Here is a 19,353-nt window from a genome sequence, read left to right as displayed (position 1 = left end):
AAATACTTTTTTAAGGGCCCCCTCTTGCCGCCATGAACGCCCCACTCGCCAGCCACATCTTGAACGGGGCGATGCCGCCCGCCGCACCCGCGCGATTGCGCGAAATCCCCTACAACTACACGTCGTTTTCCGACCGCGAAATCGTGGGCCGGTTGCTGGGCGAAGATGCCTGGAGCCTGCTGAGCGATCTGCGCGGCGAGCGCCGCACGGGCCGTTCTGCCCGGATGCTCTACGAAGTGTTGGGCGATATCTGGGTCGTGCGCCGCAACCCTTACCTGCAGGACGACCTGCTGGACAATCCCAAGCGCCGCAAGCAGCTCATCGAGGCCTTGCATCACCGCCTGGGCGAAATCGACAAGCGCCGTGAACCGGGCGCGCCCGCCGAAGCCGGCCACGATCCGCATCGCGACGAGAAGGTGGTCGGGCTGCTGGCCCGGGCGCGTTCGGCCATTGCCGCCTTCGAAGGCGAGTTCGACCAGACCGCCATGATGCGCAAGCAGGCGCAGAAGGTGCTGGGCCGCATCACGGCGCGCGACAACATCAAGTTCGACGGCCTGTCGCGCGTGTCGCACGTTACCGATGCGACCGACTGGCGCGTGGAATATCCCTTCGTCGTGCTCACGCCCGACACCGAGGACGAGATCGCCGCGCTGGTCACCGCCTGTATCGAACTGGGCCTGACCATCGTCCCGCGCGGCGGCGGCACCGGGTACACCGGCGGCGCCATTCCGCTGACCTGGAAGTCGGCGGTCATCAACACCGAGAAATTCGACAAGCTGGGCAAGGTCGAGTCCTGTATCCTGCCCGGCCTCACCGAGCCCGTCGCGGTCATCCACGCCGGCGCCGGCGTGGTCACCAAGCGCGTGTCCGAAGCGGCCGAGGCGGCCGGCTTTGTGTTCGCCGTGGACCCGACGTCCGCCGAGGCTTCGTGCGTGGGCGGCAACATCGCCATGAACGCCGGCGGCAAAAAGGCCGTGCTGTGGGGCACCGCGCTGGACAACCTGGCCTGGTGGCGCATGGTCGATCCGGACGGCAACTGGCTGGAAGTCACGCGCCTGGACCACAACATGGGCAAGATCCATGACGTGGAAGTGGCCCGCTTCGAGCTCAAGTGGTTCGACGGCAAGGGCAAGCCCGGCGAGCGCCTGCTCAAGACCGAGACGCTGGAAATCAAGGGCCGCGTGTTCCGCAAGGAAGGCCTGGGCAAGGACGTCACCGACAAGTTCCTGGCGGGTCTGCCCGGCATCCAGAAAGAAGGCTGCGACGGTCTCATCACGTCGGCGCGCTGGGTGCTGCACCGCATGCCGCGCCACACGCGCACCGTCTGCATGGAATTCTTCGGGCAGGCGCGCGACGCCATCCCGTCGATCGTCGAGGTCAAGGATTACCTGGACGGCGAAGGCAAGGCGCGCGGCGCCATCCTGGCCGGCCTGGAGCACCTGGACGAACGCTATCTGCGCGCGGTGGGCTACGCCACCAAGAGCAAGCGCGGCGTGCTGCCCAAGATGGTCCTCATCGGCGACATCGTCGGCGATGACGACGACGCGGTGGCCGCGGCCGCCAGCGAGGTCGTGCGCCTTGCCAACACGCGCCACGGCGAAGGCTTTGTGGCCGTCAGCCCCGAGGCGCGCAAGAAATTCTGGCTGGACCGTTCGCGCACCGCCGCGATCGCGCGTCACACCAACGCCTTCAAGATCAACGAAGACGTCGTGATCCCGCTGCCCCGCATGGGCGAATACACGGATCACATCGAACGCATCAACATCGAGCTCTCCACGAGCAACAAGCTCAAGCTGCTGGGGGAACTTGACGCGTATCTGTGCACGCCGCTGCCGGTGGGCAAGATCGACGATGCCGACATCGAAACCACCCGCGCCGAGGTGCTGGCCGAGCGCACGCGCCAGGCCATCGAACTGATCGCCGCCACGCGCCAGCGCTGGCAATGGCTGCTGGACAATCTGGACCTGCCGCTGGGCGAGGCGCTGCCGCAACTGGACGGACTGGGTCTTGGCGAACTGCGCGCCACGTTGACCCAACGCCTGGCCACACAGCCCGGCGCACGCGTCTTTGACGTGGTGCAGGACCGCACCATTCGGGTCTCCTGGAAGACCGAGGTGCTGGCGGGCCTGCAGCGCGCGTTCTCGGGCGCGGCCTACAAGAAGATCGTCGACGAACTCGTCGCCATTCACGCCCGGGTGCTCAAGAGCCGCGTGTTCGTCGCGCTGCACATGCACGCCGGCGACGGCAACGTGCACACCAACATTCCGGTCAACTCGGACGACTACGAAATGCTGCGCGAGGCCCACGCGGCCGTCGAGCGCATCATGCAGATCGCCCGCGACCTGGACGGCGTGATCTCCGGCGAACACGGCATCGGCCTGACCAAGTACGAGTTCCTGACCGAGGCCGAGCTGGCCCCGTTCCAGGACTACAAGCGCCGCGTCGACCCGAATGGCCATTTCAACGCCGGCAAGCTCATGCCCGGCGCGGACCTGCGCCACGCCTGGACCCCCAGCTTCAACCTGATGGGCCACGAGTCGCTGATCATGCAGCAAAGCGACATCGGCGCCATCTCGGAATCGATCAAGGACTGCCTGCGCTGCGGCAAGTGCAAGCCGGTGTGCGCCACGCACGTGCCGCGCGCGAACCTGCTGTACTCGCCCCGCAACAAGATCCTGGCCACGTCGCTTTTGGTCGAAGCCTTCCTGTACGAAGAGCAGACCCGCCGCGGCGTCAGCCTGAAGCACTGGGAAGAGTTCGAAGACGTTGCCGACCACTGCACCGTCTGCCACAAGTGCTACAACCCCTGTCCGGTCGACATCGACTTCGGCGACGTGTCGATGAACATGCGCGCCGTGCTGCGCCGCATGGGCCGCAAGTCGTTCAACCCGGGCACGGCCAGCGCCATGTTCTTCCTGAACGCCAAGGATCCGGCCACCATCAACGCCACCCGCAAAGCGATGGTGGGCGTGGGCTACAAGGTGCAGCGCGCCGCGCACGACCTGTTCTCCGGCCTGGTCAAGAAGCAGACGGCCAAGCCGCCGGCCACGGTGGGCAAGCCCCCGCTGCGCGAGCAGGTGGTGCACTTCGTGAACAAGAAGATGCCGGGCGGGCTGCCCAAGCAGGCCGCGCGCAAATTGCTCGACATCGAAGACGCGAACTACGTGCCGATCATCCGCGACCCCAAGGCCACCACGGCCGACACGGAAGCGGTGTTCTACTTCCCGGGCTGCGGTTCCGAGCGCCTGTTCTCGCAGGTGGGCCTGGCCACGCAAGCGATGCTGTGGCACGCCGGCGTGCAGACCGTGCTGCCGCCCGGCTACCTGTGCTGCGGCTATCCCCAGCGCGGCAACGGCATGACCGACAAGGCCGAGCAGATCATCACCGACAACCGGGTGCTGTTCCACCGCGTCGCCAACACGCTGAACTACCTGGACATCAAGACCGTGGTGGTCAGCTGCGGCACCTGCTACGACCAGCTTGCCGGCTATGAATTCGAAAAGATCTTCCCGGGCTGCCGGCTGATCGACATCCACGAATACCTGCTGGAAAAGGGCATCAAGCTGGAAGGTGCCAAGGGCGTGCGCTACATGTACCACGACCCCTGCCACACGCCGATGAAGCTGCAGGAACCCATGAAGACCGTGCGCGCGCTGGTGGGCGATGGCGCGATCAAGAGCGACCGCTGCTGCGGCGAGTCGGGCACGCTGGCCGTCAGCCGTCCCGACATCTCCACGCAGGTGCGCTTTCGCAAGCAGGAAGAGCTGCAGAAGGGCGATGCCGCGATCCGTAGCGACGGCTTCACGGGCGACGTGAAGGTCCTGACCTCGTGCCCGTCGTGCCTGCAGGGCCTGTCGCGCTACGAGGGCGACACCGGCATGGAAGCCGACTACATCGTGGTCGAGATGGCGCGCCACATTCTTGGCGAAGGCTGGATGGAAGACTACGTGCGCCGCGCCAACGCGGGCGGGATCGAACGGGTCCTGGTGTAATCCGCGCCCTGCGCAAACGAGAACCGCGGCCAGCGATGGCCGCGGTTTTTTTTTGCGCCGCGCAATGCAGAGGGACGTCGCGTTGACTCCACTACGCGCTGCCGCGCTGAACGGGTGGACAAAATGGTCTCGTCTCGTCCGTTTCCATGAGAGCCGGGCGCTAGAGTGGCGCCTGGCCGCGTAATGGACAGAACATCCGGTATGCCGGCGGATTGGGCGGTTTCGAGGAGGCGTGGGCGTGACCAGAAAGACTGCTGCAGCGGGGAGGACGGCAATTCCCCCGCCGGTCGGCTATGCAGGAATACACGGTGGCATTGTCGAACTGCTGGACGCAACGCGTCAGGTTGCCGCGCGCAGTGTCAACGCCTTGATGACGGCCAGCTACTGGGAGATCGGCCGCCGCATCGTGCAGGCAGAGCAGAAGGGCAAGAGGCGCGCCGGCTACGGTGAGCAACTGATCTCTCGGCTGTCCGCGGACCTGAGCCAGCGCTTCGGCCGGGGCTTCAGCCCGGACAACCTGGAGAACATGCGTCAGTTCTTTCTTGTGTACCCCACGCCACCAATTTCCGAGACACCGTCTCGGAAATTCGGCCTCACAGGCCACGTGCCGTTATTTCAGCTGCCATGGTCGGCGTATGTCCGTCTGATAGCGGTAAAGAATGCTTCTGCGCGCAAATTCTATGAAGATGAAGCGTTGCGGGGCGGTTGGAGCGTGCGTCAGCTCGACCGACAGATTGGCAGCCAATTCTATGAGCGCACCATGCTGTCCAAAGAGAAGGCCGGCATGTTGGCGAGGGGTGGGACGCTGACGCCGCAGGACCTGGTGACGCCTGATGACGCGATCAAGGACCCCTATGTCCTGGAATTTCTGAACCTCAAGGACGAATACTCGGAGTCTGATCTGGAAGCCGCCTTAGTGCAGCGACTTGAAGACTTCCTGCTTGAACTCGGTGAAGGATTCGCCTTTGTCGGTCGCCAGCGCAGACTGCGGATTGATCAGACGTGGTATCGCGTGGATCTGTTGTTGTTCCATCGCAAGCTGCGCTGCCTGGTCATCATCGATCTGAAGCTGGGCAGTCTGACCCACGCCGACGTGGGTCAGATGCACATGTACTGCAACTACGCCAAAGCGCATTGGGCGTACACCGATGAGAATCCCCCGGTCGGAATGATCTTATGTGCCGACAAGGGGCAAGCCCTGGCTCGTTACGCGCTGGAGGGATTGCCGACGAAGGTCATGGCCGCCAACTACCGCACCGTGCTACCCGATGCCGAGGTGCTGCAAAAAGAGCTGGAGAATGCGCGCAGGCTTATCGAAATCAGCGGGGCAAAGTTTCGCGGGATGAAGCGGCCATAGGTCGCGCACGACAGCTGTTCGGCTGTCGAATTTGAGGCTTTTGCTCCTGGTTTCACATGAAGAAAGGCCCCCTTGAAACTCCAAAAACCGCTCCCATACTTGGCACTGAAGCGATCAGACGTGCGGTCGCGGTGGTGGCGATTGTGGCGCGTCTGCATCGGTCCCTTTTTTGATCCGAGGAGACCTTCATGAGCAACTTTCCGTTCAACGACAGCGGCTTCGCGTCGGCCTTCGACGCCATTCAGGAACACATGGGCCGCGTGCTGCGCGGCGCTGGGGTGCCTGCCGCCTTGCGCGCCACGCCCCAGGGGTACTTTCCGCCCGTCAACGTCGGGGTGTCCGGCGATTCGATCGAAGTCGTTGCGTTCATTCCCGGCGTGGATCCGGAAGGCTTGAACGTGTCGATCGAAAAGAGCCTGTTGACCATCAGCGGCGAGCGCAAGCCGCAGGACCTGCCCGAGGGCGCCCGCTACTACGCGCGCGAGCGTACGCAGGGCCGCTACACGCGCGTCATCGAGCTGCCCGCCGACGCCGATCCGGACAATGTGCAGGCGCGTTACACGGACGGCTGCCTGGCCATTTCGATCAAGCGTAAGGAATCGGCCAAGCCGCGCACCGTGACCGTGCAGTGACCCGCCAACGCAACCGCATAGGAGTAACGATCATGAATGAACGCAAAGACCTGACCGTGCCCGCCGAAGCGGCCGTCTCCGAAAAGCGCGACGGACGCGGGGTGACCGTGCCGGCCGTGGACATCTACGAGGACAAGGAAGGCATCACGCTGCTTGCGGACTTGCCGGGCGTGTCCAAGGAAAGGCTGCGCATCAACGTCGAGGCCGACGTGCTGCAGATCGAGGGCGAGGCCTCGGTCGAGACGCCGAGCGACCTGCGGCTGGTGCTGGGTGAAATGCGCGCGCCGCTCTTTCGCCGGGCGTTCCGGCTGGGACAGGAGTTCGACCGCGCGCAGATCAGCGCGAGCCTGAAGCAGGGCCTTCTGACGCTGCGCATTCCGCGCGTGCGTGAGGCGCAGCCGCGGCAGATTCCTGTCGTGGCGGGGTGATTCGGGCGGCGGGACGCCATTTGGCGCGGCCCTCGGGTGTTGGGCACCTGATGCGTGGCCACGGCAAGCCGGCGACTGTCTCAGCCGGGTGTCTGACACCATCCCAAGCACGGCCATGAAAAAGCCGCGGTCGACTGACCGCGGCTTTTTCATGGCCGGATGACGCCGGAGCGATCACTCCAGCTTGATGTTCGCCTTCTTGATGACGTCGGCCCAGGCGCTGCGCTCCTGATCGGCATACGTCTTGAAGTCCTGCGCCGACATCGGCATGGGGATGACGCCCATGTCCAGCATCTTCTGCGAGACTGCGGGCGACTTGAGCGTGGCGTCCAGGTCGGTCGACAGTTTTTTGACGACGGCTTCCGGCAGGCCGGCCGGGCCGACCAGGCCTTGCCAGGCGTAGGCCGTGAAATTGGTCACGCCCTGTTCGGCCATCGTCGGGACGTCCGGCAGCACCGTCACGCGCTCGGGCGTGGCGGCGGCCAGCACGCGCAGCTTGCCTGCCTTGACGTTGGGCAGGCCCGATCCCAGGTCGATGAACATCATGTCCACCTGGCCGCCCAGCAGGTCCTGGATGGCGGGCGCCGCGCCCTTGTACGGAACGTGCAGCACGTTGGCGCCCGTGCGTTGCTTGAAGAGCTCCAGCGCCAGGTGATGCGGCGAGCCCGCGCCGGCGGATGCCGAGGTCAGCTTGCCGGGTTCCTTCTTGGCGGCGGCGATCACGTCTTCGACCGTCTTGTAGGGCGAATTGACGTTGACGGCCAGGAGCAGCGGGAACTTGGCGATGCCGCCGATGTAGGTGAACTTGGCGGGGTCGTAGGACAGCTTGGCGTAGAGCGACGAGTTGAAGGCCAGCGTGCCGGAGTCCGCCGTGCCCACCAGGTAGCCGTTGGGTTCGGCCTGGGCGATGGCCGTGGCGCCGATGATGGTGCCGGCGCCCGGACGATTTTCGACCACGATGGTCTGGCCCAGCGTCTTTTCCAGGCTGCTGGCCACGGTGCGCGCCACCACGTCGGTGCCGCCGCCGGCGGGGTAGGGAACGATCCAGCGGACCGGTTGCGTGGGCCAGGATTGGGCGGATGCCGCGGTGGCGGCCAGCGACAGGGCGGCAAGCGCCAGCAGGCGCTTTGCGTGCTTGTGCATGAAGTGTCTCCTCGTGCGGGGTATCGTGAGCGCGGCGCTTGCGTCGTTGATCGACGTCAACTTACGCCGCATATTTTTTGCGTGGCTATTATGCCTTGCGCCTGCGCAAAAAGGGGCCCGTGCATTGGGCCCCCTCAAACTCGCGAATCTCCGCCTTATTGCGGATCCGGATAACTTCGCGCGCCGAAGATGGCCGAGCCGATGCGGACCTCGGTCGAGCCCTCCTCGATGGCCAGTTCGAAGTCGCCGCTCATGCCCATCGACAGACGGTCCAGCGAAACGCCGGGAATGTTCTCTTTTGCCAGTCCATCGCGCAGCTCGCGCAGCGCGCGAAAGCAGGCTCGGACCTCGTCGGGGTTGGGCGAGTTGACCGCCAATGTCATCAGCCCCTGCACGCGCAGCGTGGGATAGTCGGCGGCGATGCGGCGCAGGAACGGGCCGACCTCTTCGAGCGCCATCCCGTACTTGCTGGGTTCGGACGAGGTCTTGACCTGCACCAGCACGTCCAGCGTGCGGCCCGCATTCTGCAGGCGGCGGTGCAGGGCATCGGCCAGTTCCACGCGGTCCAGGGATTGGACTTCCGACGCATCGCGCGCGGCGTCCTTGGCCTTGTTGGTCTGCAGGTGTCCGATCAGCACCCATTGCAGCCCCAAACCTGCCAGCGCCTCGGCCTTCTGGCGGATCTCCTGGGTCTTGTTCTCGCCAAAGCGGGTCAAGCCCAGCGCCATCGCTTCGCGGATGGCGTCCTCGCCAAAGGTTTTGCTGACGGGCAGCAGGGTCACGCTGCCGGGAGGACGGCCCGCCCGTTCGCAGGCCTCTCGGATGCGTTGCTGGATCCGGGCGAGGCGCCCGGCCATGGTGTCGTCGGCGGTCATGCAGCTCTCTGGGAAAACAGGATGTCCCATAGTGTAGGACGTGTTTCGGCGCTTGTCGGCGCGTGGGCTATCAGCCCGGCAAGGCTGGCGTTGACCCTGTCAGAGGGGCAGGCTTAGAATTTGCGGAGATTTGTTTATATTTCAAAGTTCCATGCCGTCCGGCGCCGCCCATTCGGGCGTCACGATCCCCCCTCCTACTCAGCCCTTTCGCCATGTCCAGTGCAGCGCCCGAATACGTCTTTGCCACGCCGTTCCTGAACCCTCCCGCCTCGCCCATCCGATCGCTCATGCCCTACGCCATGCGTCCGGGCACCATTTCGCTGGCTGGCGGATATCCGGCGCAGGAATTGTTCGACGTCGACGGCTTGTCGATCGCGTCCACGCAGGTCACGGCCCGGCTGGGCGCTTGCCTGCAATATTCCAACATCGACGGCCAGGCTAGCCTGCGGCACGAGCTGGCGCGCCTGTCCGCGGCGCGCGGCCTGCACTGCAATGCCGACACGGAACTGGTTGTGACGGGCGGCTCGCAGCAGGCGCTGGCGCTCCTGACCCGCGTGATGCTGCAGCCCGGCGACCACGCCATCATCGAATCGCCGGCCTTCCCGAACTCCGTGCAGGCCTTGCGCTACACGGGGGCGACGGTGCATACCGTGCCTTCGGGCCCGGATGGCATCGACGTGGACGCGCTGGACGAACTGGCATCGCGCGTGAAACCCAAGATGGTTTGCGTCGTCGCCTCGTTCTCGAATCCCTGCGGCGCCACCCTGACGCGCGAGCGCCGGCTGCGCTTGCTGGAGCTGGCCGTCAAGCACCGCTTCCTGATCGTCGAGGACGACCCCTACAGCGAACTGCGATTTGCCGGGCAAGCCGTGCCGCCCATCGCGGCGCTGGCCGAGGGCGAAGCCCGCCACTGGGCGGTGTACATGGCCAGCATGTCCAAGACGATGGCGCCCGCGCTGCGCATCGGCTGGCTGGTCGCGCCGCCCGAGATCCGCCGCCGCTGCGTTGGCGCCAAGGCGGCTGACGACATGGCGTCCTCGGCCTGGATCCAGGAAATCGTCGCCCAATATCTGGCCAACGGCCGCTACGACGAACACGTGCCGCGCATCCGCGCCGCCTACGGCTTGCGCTGCACCGCCATGGCCGACGCGCTGGCGCGCGAACTGGATGGCCGCATCACGTTCAGCAAGCCCGAAGGCGGCATGTTCTTCTGGGCGCGCCTGACCGGCGAGGTGGATGCGACGCGCCTGTTGCCCTACGCCATCGAGCACGAAGTCGTCTACGTGCCCGGCAAGGCGTTCTACGCCGACGCGGCGCAGGCCGATCTGTTCGCCATGCGCATGTCGTTCGCCACCATGAATGAAACCCAGATTGCACAAGGCATGGTCCGCCTGGGCCGCGCGCTCGACGCGTGCCAGGCCAACGAGCCGGTGTCGATTTCGCTGGCGGCTTGACGGCGCGCAGCGTCACGCCCACCCCGCGTTGCTATCCTTTCTGCGCAGGTCCGCCGGCAGGCGCCGGCGGCATACCTAAATAAGCGTCCGTTATTTGGCGGGGGCGCTTCATGTCTATAAGCTGCTTGCCTTGGCGCGCTTTCGCGCCCGGTAGCAGAAAGGAATTCTCGTCATGAACATTGCAAAAGGGTTGGTGGGCGCGGCGCTTCTGATGGCAGCCGCGCAGGGCGCGCAGGCCGCAACACTGGACGTCGTGAAACAGCGCGGCGCCGTCGCATGCGGCACGACCACGGGCTTTGCGGGCTTTTCCGCGCCCGACGCGCAAGGCAAATGGCAGGGCCTGGACGTGGACCTGTGCCGCGCCATCGCCGCCGCGGTGTTCGGCGATGCGAACAAGATCAAGGTGGTGCCGCTCAATTCGCAGCAGCGCTTTACCGCGCTGCAATCCGGCGAAGTCGATGTGCTGACGCGCAACACCACGGTGACACAGCAACGCGACACGGCGCTGGGCATCATCCATGCCGGCATCAATTTCTACGACGGCCAGGGCTTTCTGGTGCCCAAATCGCTGGGCGTGAAAAGCGCCAAGGAAATCAACGGCGCCACGGTATGCCTGCAGACCGGCACTTCCAACGAGAACACCCTGGCCGACTGGGCGCGCGCCAACAACGTGACCTACAAGCCCGTCGTCATCGAGACCTTCAACGAGGTCGTCAACGCGTTTGCCTCGGGCCGCTGCGATGTGTTCTCGACCGACGCCTCGGGCCTGGCCTCGATCCGCATCTCCAAGTTGCAGAATCCCGACGACTACGTCGTGCTGCCCGAGATCATCTCCAAGGAACCGCTGGGCCCGTTCGTGCGCCAGGGCGACGACGCGTGGCTGAACATCGTGCGCTGGTCGTTGTCGGCCATGATCGAAGCCGAGGAATACGGCGTCACGTCCAGGAACGTGGACGAACAGGCCAAGAGCGCCAATCCCAACATCAAGCGCATCCTGGGCGTGACGCCGGGTAGCGGCGCGAATCTGGGGCTGGACGAAAAGTGGGCCTACAACATCGTCAAGCAGGTGGGCAACTACGGCGAGAGCTTCGAGCGCAACGTGGGCGAGGGCAGCCCGCTCAAGATCAAGCGCGGCTTGAATGCGCAATGGACGCAGGGCGGGTTGATGTACGCGTTGCCGATCCGTTGATTCCGTGTTTCCAGAGTCCCCGCGTGTCAGACACCTTGTGTGTCTGACGCCGGCTGACTTTGGATGCAGAATCAAGCGCTCTTGTACAACTCTCCAATCTTCACAAACGCCGCGCGCAGTTCCCGCGTGCCGCCCTGAAAAATCACCGGCTTTCCGCGGTGCGTGAAGACGACGAGCCGCTTGGAAAACACCATCGGCACGAAGCGCGCGAAGCGCACGTCTTCCCAGGCCACTTCGCGCCGCGTGAACCACGTCTGGCGGATGCCGTGATCGTCGATCGTGGTGATGGACGTCTGCATGTGCCACGAGACAAACAGCAGCGCCACAAAGCACAGCACCACGGCCACTGCCAGCAGCGTGTCGAAGGGCTGTGAGGGCGCGCGGATGGCGGTGGTGACAACCTGCACGCCCAGCACCGCAAGCAACACCCAGGTCAGGATGCGCACCCAGTCCGGCCATGCCTGGCCCGCCAGGGGCAACGGGCCGATGGCGCGGAGCAGCGCCGCGAGGTCTTCGGGCGCGCGGGTGGCTGTCGGGGTGGTCATGCGGACGGGGGCGTGCGCCGCGGGATCAGGCCGCGCGCTTGGCGGCGATGGCGTTGCCGGCGCGGCTGGAGCCCTTGCGGTTCAGATGCGCGGACATCCATTGCCCAATGTCGACCACGGCGTCGAAGTCCACGCCCGTGTCGATGTCCAGGCCGCGCAGCATGTACAGCACGTCTTCCGTCGCGACGTTGCCGGTGGCGCCCTTTGCGTAGGGGCAGCCGCCCAGGCCGGCCACCGACGTGTGGAAGATGGAAATGTTGGTTTCCAACGCTGCCAGGATGTTGGCAAGCGCCTGGCCATAGGTGTCATGAAAATGGCCCGACACGCGCGCCGGGTCCACGACCCGCGTGACGGCGGCCATCACTTCGCGCACGCGCTTGGGGTTGCCCACGCCGATGGTGTCGGCCACGTCGATCTCATCGACCTGCATCGCCAGGTAGCGCTGCGCCACGTCCACCACGGCCTCGACGGGAACTTCGCCCTGGTAGGGACAGCCCAGCGCGCAGCTGATGCTGCCGCGCACGCGGATGCCGGCTTCGCGCGCGGCCTGCACGACGGGCTCGAAACGCGCGATGGATTCGGCGATGGAGCAGTTGATGTTCTTTTGGGAAAAGGCCTCGCTGGCGGCGCCGAAGATCACGATTTCGTCCGCGCGGGCGGCCAGCGCCCCTTCAAAACCCTTCATGTTGGGCGTCAGCACCGAATAGATGGTGCCGGGCCGGCGTTCGATGCGCGCCATCACATCGGCGCCGTCGGCCATCTGCGGCACCCATTTGGGCGACACGAACGACGCGGCTTCCACATTGGGGAAGCCCGCGGCGCTCAGGCGGTTGACCAGTTCCACCTTGATGCCGGTGGGGACGAATTCCTTTTCGTTCTGCAGACCGTCGCGAGGCGATACCTCGACGATCTTCACGCGGGAGGGCAATGCCATGTCTCTTCCTGTGTCGGTATTGGGAGGCCGGGGCTACAAGGCTGCGGCGCTGCCGAACATATTAGCGCCATCGCATCCGGCCCCGTTGCGGTGCTAGTGCAAACGCTGGTAGCGGCCATCGTCCAGCCGGGCGATGCGGCCCTGCAATTCCAGTTCGACCAGTTGCGTCTGCAGGTCGGCCGTCTCCAGGCTGCACCGCGCCTGGATGGCGTCCAGATGCAGCGGGTCGAAACCCAGGGCGTCGAGCACGGGATGGGCGGGGGCCGGGGCCGGTGTCTGCCTGCGCGCGGGCGGCGTCGGCGTGGGGCCCCCGCCAAGCTCGTCCGTAATGTCCATGGCGGTTTCGACCAGCTTGGCGCCCTGGCGGATCAAGGCATGGCAGCCGCGCGACAGCGGCGAATGGATGGAGCCCGGGATGGCGAAGACTTCGCGTCCGCATTCTCCCGCTAACCGCGCGGTGATCAGCGACCCGCTCTGCTTGGCCGCTTCCACCACCAGCACGCCGCGCGCAAGGCCCGCCACGATGCGGTTGCGCTTGGGAAAATGCTGCGGGCGCGCGCCGGTGCCCAGCGGCAGCTCCGACACCAGCGCGCCGTGCGCGGCGATGCGGTGCGCCAGGTCGCGATGGCTGGCCGGATAGATGCGGTCGATGCCCGTTCCCATGACCGCAACGGTGCCCGCGCCCTGCGGGCCGGCGTCCAGCGCCCCTTCATGCGCGGCGGCGTCGATGCCTAGCGCCAGGCCGCTGACGACGCGCCAGCCGTTGCCCGCCAGATGCCGGGCAAACGCGCGCGCATTTTCCTGGCCGCCGGGCGTGGCATTGCGCGCGCCCACGACCGCCAGCGACGGCCCCTGCAGAAAAGCGGGGTCCCCGGCGACATACAGCAGGATGGGCGGGTCGGCGATCGTCAGCAGGCTTTGCGGATAGGAGGGATCGGCCAGCGTGAGGACGTGGCGGCCGGGCTGCTGCACCCATTCCAGCGCCGCCTGCACCTGCTTTTCCATGTCGGCCGGCATGGGCGCCGCCAATTGCCGCGCCAGCGCTTCCGGCACGTGCCGCGAGAGCGCGGTGGCGCGCTGCGCGTAGATCTGATCGGGCAGCCCAAGGGCGGCGAGCAGCTGGCAGGCGGTCGCGGAACCGACGTTGGGTTCGAGGGACAGCCGCAGCCAGGCGGCGAGTTCTTCTGGCGATTGCGTGAGGGGCATGAAACGGGCGCGGAAAAGGCGTCTGGGGTTCGAGAGTGTCGCATGCGCCACCCGCGTTCATCAGGACCGGGGTGGACGGATATGCGCGGCCGCGAAAATGGCAAAAACCCCCCGCAAAAACGGTGCCGCAGCAATGTCTGTAATCCCTGAATTAGCCGAAAACTATTAGAAATCAAGACTCTAATGAATTAAACTCTCGACCAAGCATCACTACTGGCGATCCCTCTTCAATGGCTTTACTTCCCATCCTTCGCTACCCGGATCCGCGCTTGCACAAAAAGGCCAAGCCGGTTGCCGAGGTCGACGACCGCATCCGCCAACTCGTGCGCGACATGGCCGAAACCATGTACGACGCGCCGGGTGTCGGCCTGGCCGCGACCCAGGTCGACGTGCATGAGCGCGTCGTCGTGATCGACGTGTCCGAGGAAAGCAATTCGCTGCTGACCCTGATCAACCCCGAGATCACCTGGCGCAGCGACGACTACAAGATCTACGAAGAAGGCTGCCTGTCCGTTCCCGGCGTCTACGACGAAGTGGAACGCGCGTCGCGCATCCGCTGCAAGGCGCTGGACATCGACGGCAAGCCTTTCGAATTCGAGGCCGACGGTCTTCTGGCCGTTTGCGTGCAGCACGAACTCGATCACCTGGAAGGCAAGGTGTTCGTCGAGTACCTGTCCAACCTCAAGCAGAATCGCATCAAGACCAAGCTCAAGAAGGCCGAGCGCGAAGCGCTGCGCGCCTGACGGAGAGCCGGTCCATGCGTATCGTCTTTGCCGGAACCCCGGAATTTGCCCGTATCGCGTTCGACGCCCTGCGGGCCGCGGGCCACGAAATCCCCTTGGTCATGACGCAGCCGGACCGGCCGGCGGGGCGAGGCCTGAAGCTCACGCCCAGCCCGGTCAAGCAAGCGGCGCTGGATGCCGGCATTGCCGTGGCCCAGCCGCGCAGCCTGCGTCTGGATGGCCGCTATCCGGACGAGGCCGCCGAGGCCCGTGCGTTGCTGGAAAGCGTGGCGCCCGATGTCATGGTGGTGGCCGCGTACGGATTGATCCTGCCGCAATGGGTGCTGGATCTGCCGCGCCTGGGTTGCCTGAACATCCACGCCAGCCTCTTGCCGCGCTGGCGCGGCGCCGCACCCATCCAGCGCGCCATCGAGGCGGGCGATGCCCGTACCGGCGTCACCATCATGCAGATGGACGAAGGCCTGGATACGGGCGACATGCTGCTCGAACGCATCGTGCCGATCTCGGACGAAACCAATGCCGCGCAGCTGCACGACGCGTTGGCGCAGGCGGGCGGTGAAGCCATCGTCCAGGCGCTGGATGCGTTGGCCAATGGCGGCCTGACCGCGCGCAAGCAGCCGGAAGACGGCGTGACCTACGCAGCCAAGCTGGACAAGGCCGAAGCCGCGCTCGATTGCAGCCAGCCCGCCCAATTGTTGGCGCGCCGCGTGCGGGCTTTCAATCCCGTCCCGGGCGCCAGCATCCGGTTGCCGGGACTGCCCGATGCCGTCAAGGTCTGGCGCGCCCAGGCGTTGGCCGAGGCCACCACGGCGGCGCCGGGCAGCGTGCTCCGCGCCGATGCGGCGGGCATCGACATCGCGACCGGCCAGGGCGTGCTGCGCCTGCTTGAATTGCAAAAGGCGGGCGGCAAGCGCCAGCCGGTGGATGTGTTCGTGCGCGGCTGGCAGCCCGCCTGACGGCGCTGCGCCAGGCGGCTCACGCCTGGCCGCGCGCCGCCAGCAGATCCAGATACGCGCCCGACAGCAACTGCTCGGGCGCGACGGCCAGCCCGGCCATCAGCGCTCGGGCTTCTTCCATGCCTGCTTCGACGGTTTCGTCGTCGCGCAGCACCACTTCCAGCTCCAGGAATTCGCCCAGGCCTTGCACGCGGTCCAGGTGGATTCGCGTGCGCCCGGCCATGAACACCGTGCGGTGTTTCCTGACGCGGCCGATCACGCCGTAGGCGTGCGACAAGGCCTCGCGCAGGGAGTCGGGTGCGTCGGTGGGTGAGATGACGTAGAAGCTTTCCTTGGGACCGCTATCGTCGGCGCGCCGATAGAAGATCAGCTCGCCCGAGCCGTCCGCGAAGGCGCGCAGCTTCAGGCGGCCGTTGGCGCACGTGAAGAAGGTGTCGTCCTGGTCGATGAAGACCGGCTCTTTTCCCGATAGCGCCGCGGCCAGGTGTTCGAGGGCGTCCAGGCTGTCCACCCGCGCCTTGATCTCGACATTGCGTGCCATGGCCGCGCTCCGGATTCAGTAAAGCGAACCGGCCACGCGGGCGGGCAGTTCGCGATCGTAGGTCACGCCGTCGAACGTGCCCGCGGTCAGGTCGGACAGAATGCGGCCGACGCTGGGCAGCGCGGTGCGGGGGATCTGCGTCTGCGGGTCCCAGAGGCGCGAGCGCAGCAGGGCGCGCGAGCATTGGAAATAGACCTTCTGCACGTCGATGACCAGCACGGAACGGGGCAGCTTGCCGTCCATCTCGAAGCGCGCAAGAAGCGCCGGGTCGACGCTGATGCGCGCCGTGCCGTTCACCCGCAATGTTTCGCCCACGCCCGGCACGAGGAACAGCAGGGCCACGCGCGGATCGGCGATGACGTTGAGCAGGCTGTCCACGCGGTTGTTGCCGCGGCGGTCGGGCAGGAGCAGCGTCTTTTCATCTTCCACCATCACAAACCCGGCGGGGTCGCCGCGCGGCGAGGCGTCCAGCCCGTCCGGTCCCGCCGTCGCCAGCAGCGCGAACGGCGCGGCCTCGATGAACGCGCGGTAGTGCGGATGCACGTGGTCGACCTCTTTTTTCAGGGAGGCTTCGCCGGGCGAACCGTAAAGCGCGTGCAGGGCGTCGGCGTCGGTAATCAGGTGAGCGGGATCGGTATGCATGGGATCTGGGCGTTATGCCAGTGCGTTGGGAAGGTCTTGAACCGCCAGGAACAGCTCGTCGGGGCCGCGGCCGCGCAGGGCGTCGACATGGTTGTAGCCCCAGGCAACCGATCCGACACGCACGCCCGCCTTGCGGGCCGCGTCGATGTCGCGCATTTCGTCGCCCACCAGCAGGAAACGTTCGGGGGGCGTGCCGTGCTGCTTGAGCAGGCGATCGATCTTGGCGGCCTTGCCGAACAGGTCGCTGCCGCATTCGTAGTCGTCAAAGAGCGCCGCGGTTTCCTCGCCCAGCACCCGCTTGACGTTTTCGACGGAGTTCGAGCTGACCACCGCCAGGCGCAGGCCGCTCGCCTTCAGGCGGGCCAGCGCCTGCGGGATGCCGTCAAACAGCTGCACGCTAGGATCGATTTCCTCCATCAGCGCGCGCACGTGCGTCATGATCGCGGGCAGCTTCCATAGCGGGATGTTCAGGTACTTCAGGATCTCCATCGCATCGCGGCTGCGAAGCGCTTCGCGTTCGGACGCATCGATCTTGCGGAAGTTGTACTTCTCCGCGACGGTATTGAGAATGGTGTTGAACCACGGCATGGTGTCTGCCAAGGTCCCGTCGAAGTCGAAGGCTGCAATGTCGTATTTCAATTCTTGAATCCAATGCCGGCAGGCTGGGCGGGGACGCCTCTTCCACGCTGACAGGCGTCGTCGCGCATCCCTACATGCCGTGCGGGTGAAGCAAATAGTGCACGACCGGCGCCAGGTCTTCAAGCGGCGGGGCGCCGGCGACCACGCGCGCGGCGCTGGTCCAGGGGTAGTCCAGAGCCAGCAGCCAGCCGAACACCGCGGACGCATCGCCCGGGGATAGCGTCACCATGGTTTCGATCGTGATGGTCAGGCGCTTGGCGCGATACGGGTCGGGCTGAAACTCCCAGTCGTATCGCCCACAGCCCACGCGCACGTTGCCGGTCGCCTTTTCGGTCATGCCGACCAGCCAGTCGCAGTGGTAATCCGGCAGGCGTCTGTCCGCCGGGGGGCGCGACAGGTAGAAGGTGTAGACGTTGTCGTAGGTCTGGCCGAACTTGCGCACCAGCGTGTCGGTGATGGCGGCCAGGCCATGCGATTCAGGCGGAAAGGCGATGGCCTGCGTGCGCAGGGCCATTTTCAGCACGGCGTCGGGCGCGAAGGCGCGGGCCATGTAGTGCGGGCGGTTCTCGTCCTTGGCGTGAAAATAGTCGCGCAATACGGACTCGGTGCAACCGGGGAACAACGAATCGGTAGGCATTGCGGGGGCTTCCGTTCAGGTCTTTGGCGTGGGGGTCAGGGCTTTCGGATCGGATCGAACCACTTCGAGACGTTGGGCGGCTCGTAGATGGCGTAGCGATCCAGCAGCAAGGCAGGGTCTTCTTCCACCACCAGCATGTCGCGATGCTGGGGACGGATGAATGCTTCTTCCACGGAGTGGTCAATGAATTGCATCAGGGCATCGTAGTACCCGGCCACGTTCAGCAATCCGCAGGGCTTCTGGTGCATGTTCAGTTGCGCCCAGGTCCAGACTTCGAAGAATTCTTCCAGCGTGCCGGCGCCGCCGGGCAGGGCGACGAAACCGTCGGCCTTCTCCATCATCATCGCCTTGCGCTCGTGCATGTTTTGCACCGTATGCAGCTCGGTCAGCCCCAGATGCGCCTGTTCCTTCTTGAGAAGCAGTTCGGGGATGACGCCGATGACGCGGCCGCCGCCGGCCAGCACTTCGTTGGCCACCACGCCCATGATCCCGACGATGGATCCGCCGTACACCAGGCCCAGGTCGCGCTTGACGAGTTCGCGCGCCAGCACGCGGGCCTGCTCCACGTAGTCCGGGCGCGTGCCCGGGTTGGAGCCGCAATAAACGCAGATATTCTTCAGAGTCATAAAACGGGTGGGAAATTGCCGGCCGCGTTACAGATTGCGTCACGAGGCCTTTCGCGAAGCCGATAGTTTACGCAAGGTTGCCGGAGGATTCCCGAGACCCTGGGAGAGGGCCGCGGGGCAACACGGGCAATGTTTGGACACAGCAAGTTCCGGCGCGCTCGGTAGACTGAAGATTGCGAAAACGACTGGAAGTCCAGCGTCGTGCTGCTTTCACGGACTAGAGGAGCTAACGATATGGAACAAGCAAACCGCAACCCGCAGGAAAACAAGCGTCCCTTCGATATGGACGTGAAGGCGATTCGCGCCAAGGCGCGCAAGGACATCGAATCCGGCGCCATTACCGACACGTATCGCGCAGACCGTGAAACCGTGCTGAAACTGCTGAATGAAGCGTTGGCCACAGAAATCGTCTGTGTGCTGCGCTACAAGCGCCACTACTTCATGGCTCGCGGCCTGAATGCGGAACCGGTCGCGGCCGAGTTTGCCGAGCATGCTGCGCAGGAGCAGGACCACGCCGACAAGCTGGCCGAGCGGATCGTGCAGCTGGGCGGCGAGCCGAACCTGTCGCCCAAGGGCATCCTGGACCGCAGCCATTCCGAATACGTCGAAGGCAATTCGCTGGAAGAGATGATCAAGGAAAACCTGATCGCCGAGCGTATCGCCATCGACAGCTATCGCCAGATGATCGATTACATCGGTGAACAGGATTCCACCACGCGCCGTCTGCTGGAGGAAATCCTGGCGGTGGAAGAGGAACACGCCGACGATCTGTCGGACTTCCTGGCCAAGTCCTGATGGGGCGCCGCCCCGTTCG

Annotated in this window: 19 protein-coding genes; 9 read left to right on the top strand and 10 right to left on the bottom strand. The window is 65.4% G+C overall.

Features of this window, described 5'->3' with window-relative positions:
• Positions 1–32 precede the first annotated feature (32 nt).
• The 4 genes from HV786_RS13515 (at position 33) to HV786_RS13500 (ending at position 6,409) form a co-directional block, all read left to right on the top strand.
• Positions 33–3,992, top strand: coding sequence for a DUF3683 domain-containing protein (locus HV786_RS13515; RefSeq protein WP_175211084.1), 3,960 nt, complete (start codon positions 33–35; stop codon positions 3,990–3,992).
• 238 nt (positions 3,993–4,230) lie between these two features.
• Complete coding sequence (locus HV786_RS13510; protein ID WP_128829532.1) at positions 4,231–5,349, top strand: PDDEXK nuclease domain-containing protein; 1,119 nt, start codon at positions 4,231–4,233, stop codon at positions 5,347–5,349.
• A 188-nt stretch (positions 5,350–5,537) separates the two neighbouring features.
• The gene (locus tag HV786_RS13505; protein WP_062838950.1) at positions 5,538–5,981 is read left to right on the top strand and encodes an Hsp20/alpha crystallin family protein; all 444 of its coding nucleotides are present in this window, start codon (positions 5,538–5,540) and stop codon (positions 5,979–5,981) included.
• Positions 5,982–6,013: 32 nt separating this feature from the next.
• Positions 6,014–6,409 carry an Hsp20/alpha crystallin family protein gene (locus tag HV786_RS13500; protein WP_056319645.1) on the top strand — a complete coding sequence of 132 codons (396 nt, stop codon included), beginning with the start codon at positions 6,014–6,016 and terminating at the stop codon, positions 6,407–6,409.
• Between the two features lie 174 nt (positions 6,410–6,583).
• Here HV786_RS13500 and HV786_RS13495 read toward each other — a convergent pair whose 3' ends face one another.
• Positions 6,584–7,552, bottom strand: coding sequence for a Bug family tripartite tricarboxylate transporter substrate binding protein (locus tag HV786_RS13495; RefSeq protein WP_128829531.1), 969 nt, complete (start codon positions 7,550–7,552; stop codon positions 6,584–6,586).
• Positions 7,553–7,707: 155 nt separating this feature from the next.
• Complete coding sequence (locus tag HV786_RS13490; RefSeq protein ID WP_062838952.1) at positions 7,708–8,427, bottom strand: YggS family pyridoxal phosphate-dependent enzyme; 720 nt, start codon at positions 8,425–8,427, stop codon at positions 7,708–7,710.
• Positions 8,428–8,639: 212 nt separating this feature from the next.
• Between HV786_RS13490 and HV786_RS13485 the strand changes: the two genes are divergently transcribed.
• Together HV786_RS13485 and HV786_RS13480 are read left to right on the top strand one after the other, a co-directional pair.
• Complete coding sequence (locus HV786_RS13485; protein WP_128829530.1) at positions 8,640–9,881, top strand: aminotransferase-like domain-containing protein; 1,242 nt, start codon at positions 8,640–8,642, stop codon at positions 9,879–9,881.
• Between the two features lie 172 nt (positions 9,882–10,053).
• The gene (locus HV786_RS13480; RefSeq protein WP_128829529.1) at positions 10,054–11,070 is read left to right on the top strand and encodes an amino acid ABC transporter substrate-binding protein; all 1,017 of its coding nucleotides are present in this window, start codon (positions 10,054–10,056) and stop codon (positions 11,068–11,070) included.
• 71 nt (positions 11,071–11,141) lie between these two features.
• Here the strand turns inward: HV786_RS13480 and HV786_RS13475 are convergent, their stop codons facing one another.
• The 3 genes from HV786_RS13475 to dprA all read right to left on the bottom strand — a co-directional run bounded on the left by HV786_RS13475 (position 11,142) and on the right by dprA (position 13,755).
• Positions 11,142–11,615, bottom strand: a complete 474-nt coding sequence (locus tag HV786_RS13475) for a hypothetical protein (protein ID WP_056319659.1) — start codon at positions 11,613–11,615, stop codon at positions 11,142–11,144.
• A gap of 25 nt (positions 11,616–11,640) precedes the next feature.
• On the bottom strand, positions 11,641–12,549 hold the full coding sequence (locus HV786_RS13470) for a hydroxymethylglutaryl-CoA lyase (RefSeq protein ID WP_128829528.1): 909 nt from the start codon (positions 12,547–12,549) through the stop codon (positions 11,641–11,643).
• Between the two features lie 93 nt (positions 12,550–12,642).
• On the bottom strand, positions 12,643–13,755 hold the full coding sequence (dprA, locus tag HV786_RS13465) for a DNA-processing protein DprA (protein ID WP_175211082.1): 1,113 nt from the start codon (positions 13,753–13,755) through the stop codon (positions 12,643–12,645).
• Positions 13,756–13,985: 230 nt separating this feature from the next.
• Between dprA and def the strand changes: the two genes are divergently transcribed.
• Positions 13,986–14,498: a peptide deformylase gene (gene def / locus HV786_RS13460; protein WP_062838955.1), complete on the top strand. Its 513-nt coding sequence runs from the start codon at positions 13,986–13,988 to the stop codon at positions 14,496–14,498.
• 14 nt (positions 14,499–14,512) lie between these two features.
• Positions 14,513–15,454, top strand: coding sequence for a methionyl-tRNA formyltransferase (gene fmt, locus HV786_RS13455; protein ID WP_175211072.1), 942 nt, complete (start codon positions 14,513–14,515; stop codon positions 15,452–15,454).
• Between the two features lie 19 nt (positions 15,455–15,473).
• On the opposite strand, the gene HV786_RS13450 is transcribed toward fmt, so the two are convergent.
• The 5 genes from HV786_RS13450 to HV786_RS13430 form a co-directional block, all read right to left on the bottom strand.
• Positions 15,474–15,995 (bottom strand): class IV adenylate cyclase, encoded by a 522-nt coding sequence (locus tag HV786_RS13450; protein WP_175211070.1) that lies wholly within the window; start codon positions 15,993–15,995, stop codon positions 15,474–15,476.
• Positions 15,996–16,010: 15 nt separating this feature from the next.
• Positions 16,011–16,637: a pyridoxamine 5'-phosphate oxidase family protein gene (locus tag HV786_RS13445; protein WP_175211068.1), complete on the bottom strand. Its 627-nt coding sequence runs from the start codon at positions 16,635–16,637 to the stop codon at positions 16,011–16,013.
• A gap of 12 nt (positions 16,638–16,649) precedes the next feature.
• On the bottom strand, positions 16,650–17,276 hold the full coding sequence (locus HV786_RS13440) for an HAD hydrolase-like protein (RefSeq protein WP_128829527.1): 627 nt from the start codon (positions 17,274–17,276) through the stop codon (positions 16,650–16,652).
• Between the two features lie 70 nt (positions 17,277–17,346).
• Positions 17,347–17,913, bottom strand: a complete 567-nt coding sequence (locus HV786_RS13435) for a hypothetical protein (protein WP_128829526.1) — start codon at positions 17,911–17,913, stop codon at positions 17,347–17,349.
• A gap of 35 nt (positions 17,914–17,948) precedes the next feature.
• Entirely contained in the window at positions 17,949–18,539 is a 591-nt protein-coding gene (locus HV786_RS13430; RefSeq protein ID WP_056319681.1) for an LOG family protein, read from the bottom strand.
• A gap of 234 nt (positions 18,540–18,773) precedes the next feature.
• On the opposite strand from HV786_RS13430, the gene HV786_RS13425 reads away from it, so the two are divergent.
• On the top strand, positions 18,774–19,334 hold the full coding sequence (locus tag HV786_RS13425) for a ferritin-like domain-containing protein (RefSeq protein ID WP_062838961.1): 561 nt from the start codon (positions 18,774–18,776) through the stop codon (positions 19,332–19,334).
• The last annotated feature ends 19 nt before the right edge of the window (positions 19,335–19,353 follow it).

The sequence above is a fragment of the Achromobacter mucicolens genome (genome assembly GCF_902859725.1).
Lineage (GTDB): Bacteria > Pseudomonadota > Gammaproteobacteria > Burkholderiales > Burkholderiaceae_B > Achromobacter > Achromobacter mucicolens.
The sequence above is the reverse complement of the archived record's forward strand: the minus strand, read 5'-3'. Positions and strand labels throughout refer to the sequence as shown.

Excerpts from the sequence above, each read along its gene's own strand:
- HV786_RS13515 (WP_175211084.1), top strand. The coding sequence starts at position 33 with ATGAACGCCCCACTCGCCAGCCACATCTTGAACGGGGCGATGCCGCCC.
- HV786_RS13505 (WP_062838950.1), top strand. The coding sequence starts at position 5,538 with ATGAGCAACTTTCCGTTCAACGACAGCGGCTTCGCGTCGGCCTTCGAC.
- HV786_RS13500 (WP_056319645.1), top strand. The coding sequence starts at position 6,014 with ATGAATGAACGCAAAGACCTGACCGTGCCCGCCGAAGCGGCCGTCTCC.
- HV786_RS13495 (WP_128829531.1), bottom strand. The coding sequence starts at position 7,552 with ATGCACAAGCACGCAAAGCGCCTGCTGGCGCTTGCCGCCCTGTCGCTG.
- HV786_RS13490 (WP_062838952.1), bottom strand. The coding sequence starts at position 8,427 with ATGACCGCCGACGACACCATGGCCGGGCGCCTCGCCCGGATCCAGCAA.
- HV786_RS13485 (WP_128829530.1), top strand. The coding sequence starts at position 8,640 with ATGTCCAGTGCAGCGCCCGAATACGTCTTTGCCACGCCGTTCCTGAAC.
- HV786_RS13480 (WP_128829529.1), top strand. The coding sequence starts at position 10,054 with ATGAACATTGCAAAAGGGTTGGTGGGCGCGGCGCTTCTGATGGCAGCC.
- HV786_RS13475 (WP_056319659.1), bottom strand. The coding sequence starts at position 11,615 with ATGACCACCCCGACAGCCACCCGCGCGCCCGAAGACCTCGCGGCGCTG.
- HV786_RS13470 (WP_128829528.1), bottom strand. The coding sequence starts at position 12,549 with ATGGCATTGCCCTCCCGCGTGAAGATCGTCGAGGTATCGCCTCGCGAC.
- dprA (WP_175211082.1), bottom strand. The coding sequence starts at position 13,755 with ATGCCCCTCACGCAATCGCCAGAAGAACTCGCCGCCTGGCTGCGGCTG.
- def (WP_062838955.1), top strand. The coding sequence starts at position 13,986 with ATGGCTTTACTTCCCATCCTTCGCTACCCGGATCCGCGCTTGCACAAA.
- fmt (WP_175211072.1), top strand. The coding sequence starts at position 14,513 with ATGCGTATCGTCTTTGCCGGAACCCCGGAATTTGCCCGTATCGCGTTC.
- HV786_RS13450 (WP_175211070.1), bottom strand. The coding sequence starts at position 15,995 with ATGGCACGCAATGTCGAGATCAAGGCGCGGGTGGACAGCCTGGACGCC.
- HV786_RS13445 (WP_175211068.1), bottom strand. The coding sequence starts at position 16,637 with ATGCATACCGATCCCGCTCACCTGATTACCGACGCCGACGCCCTGCAC.
- HV786_RS13435 (WP_128829526.1), bottom strand. The coding sequence starts at position 17,913 with ATGCCTACCGATTCGTTGTTCCCCGGTTGCACCGAGTCCGTATTGCGC.
- HV786_RS13430 (WP_056319681.1), bottom strand. The coding sequence starts at position 18,539 with ATGACTCTGAAGAATATCTGCGTTTATTGCGGCTCCAACCCGGGCACG.
- HV786_RS13425 (WP_062838961.1), top strand. The coding sequence starts at position 18,774 with ATGGAACAAGCAAACCGCAACCCGCAGGAAAACAAGCGTCCCTTCGAT.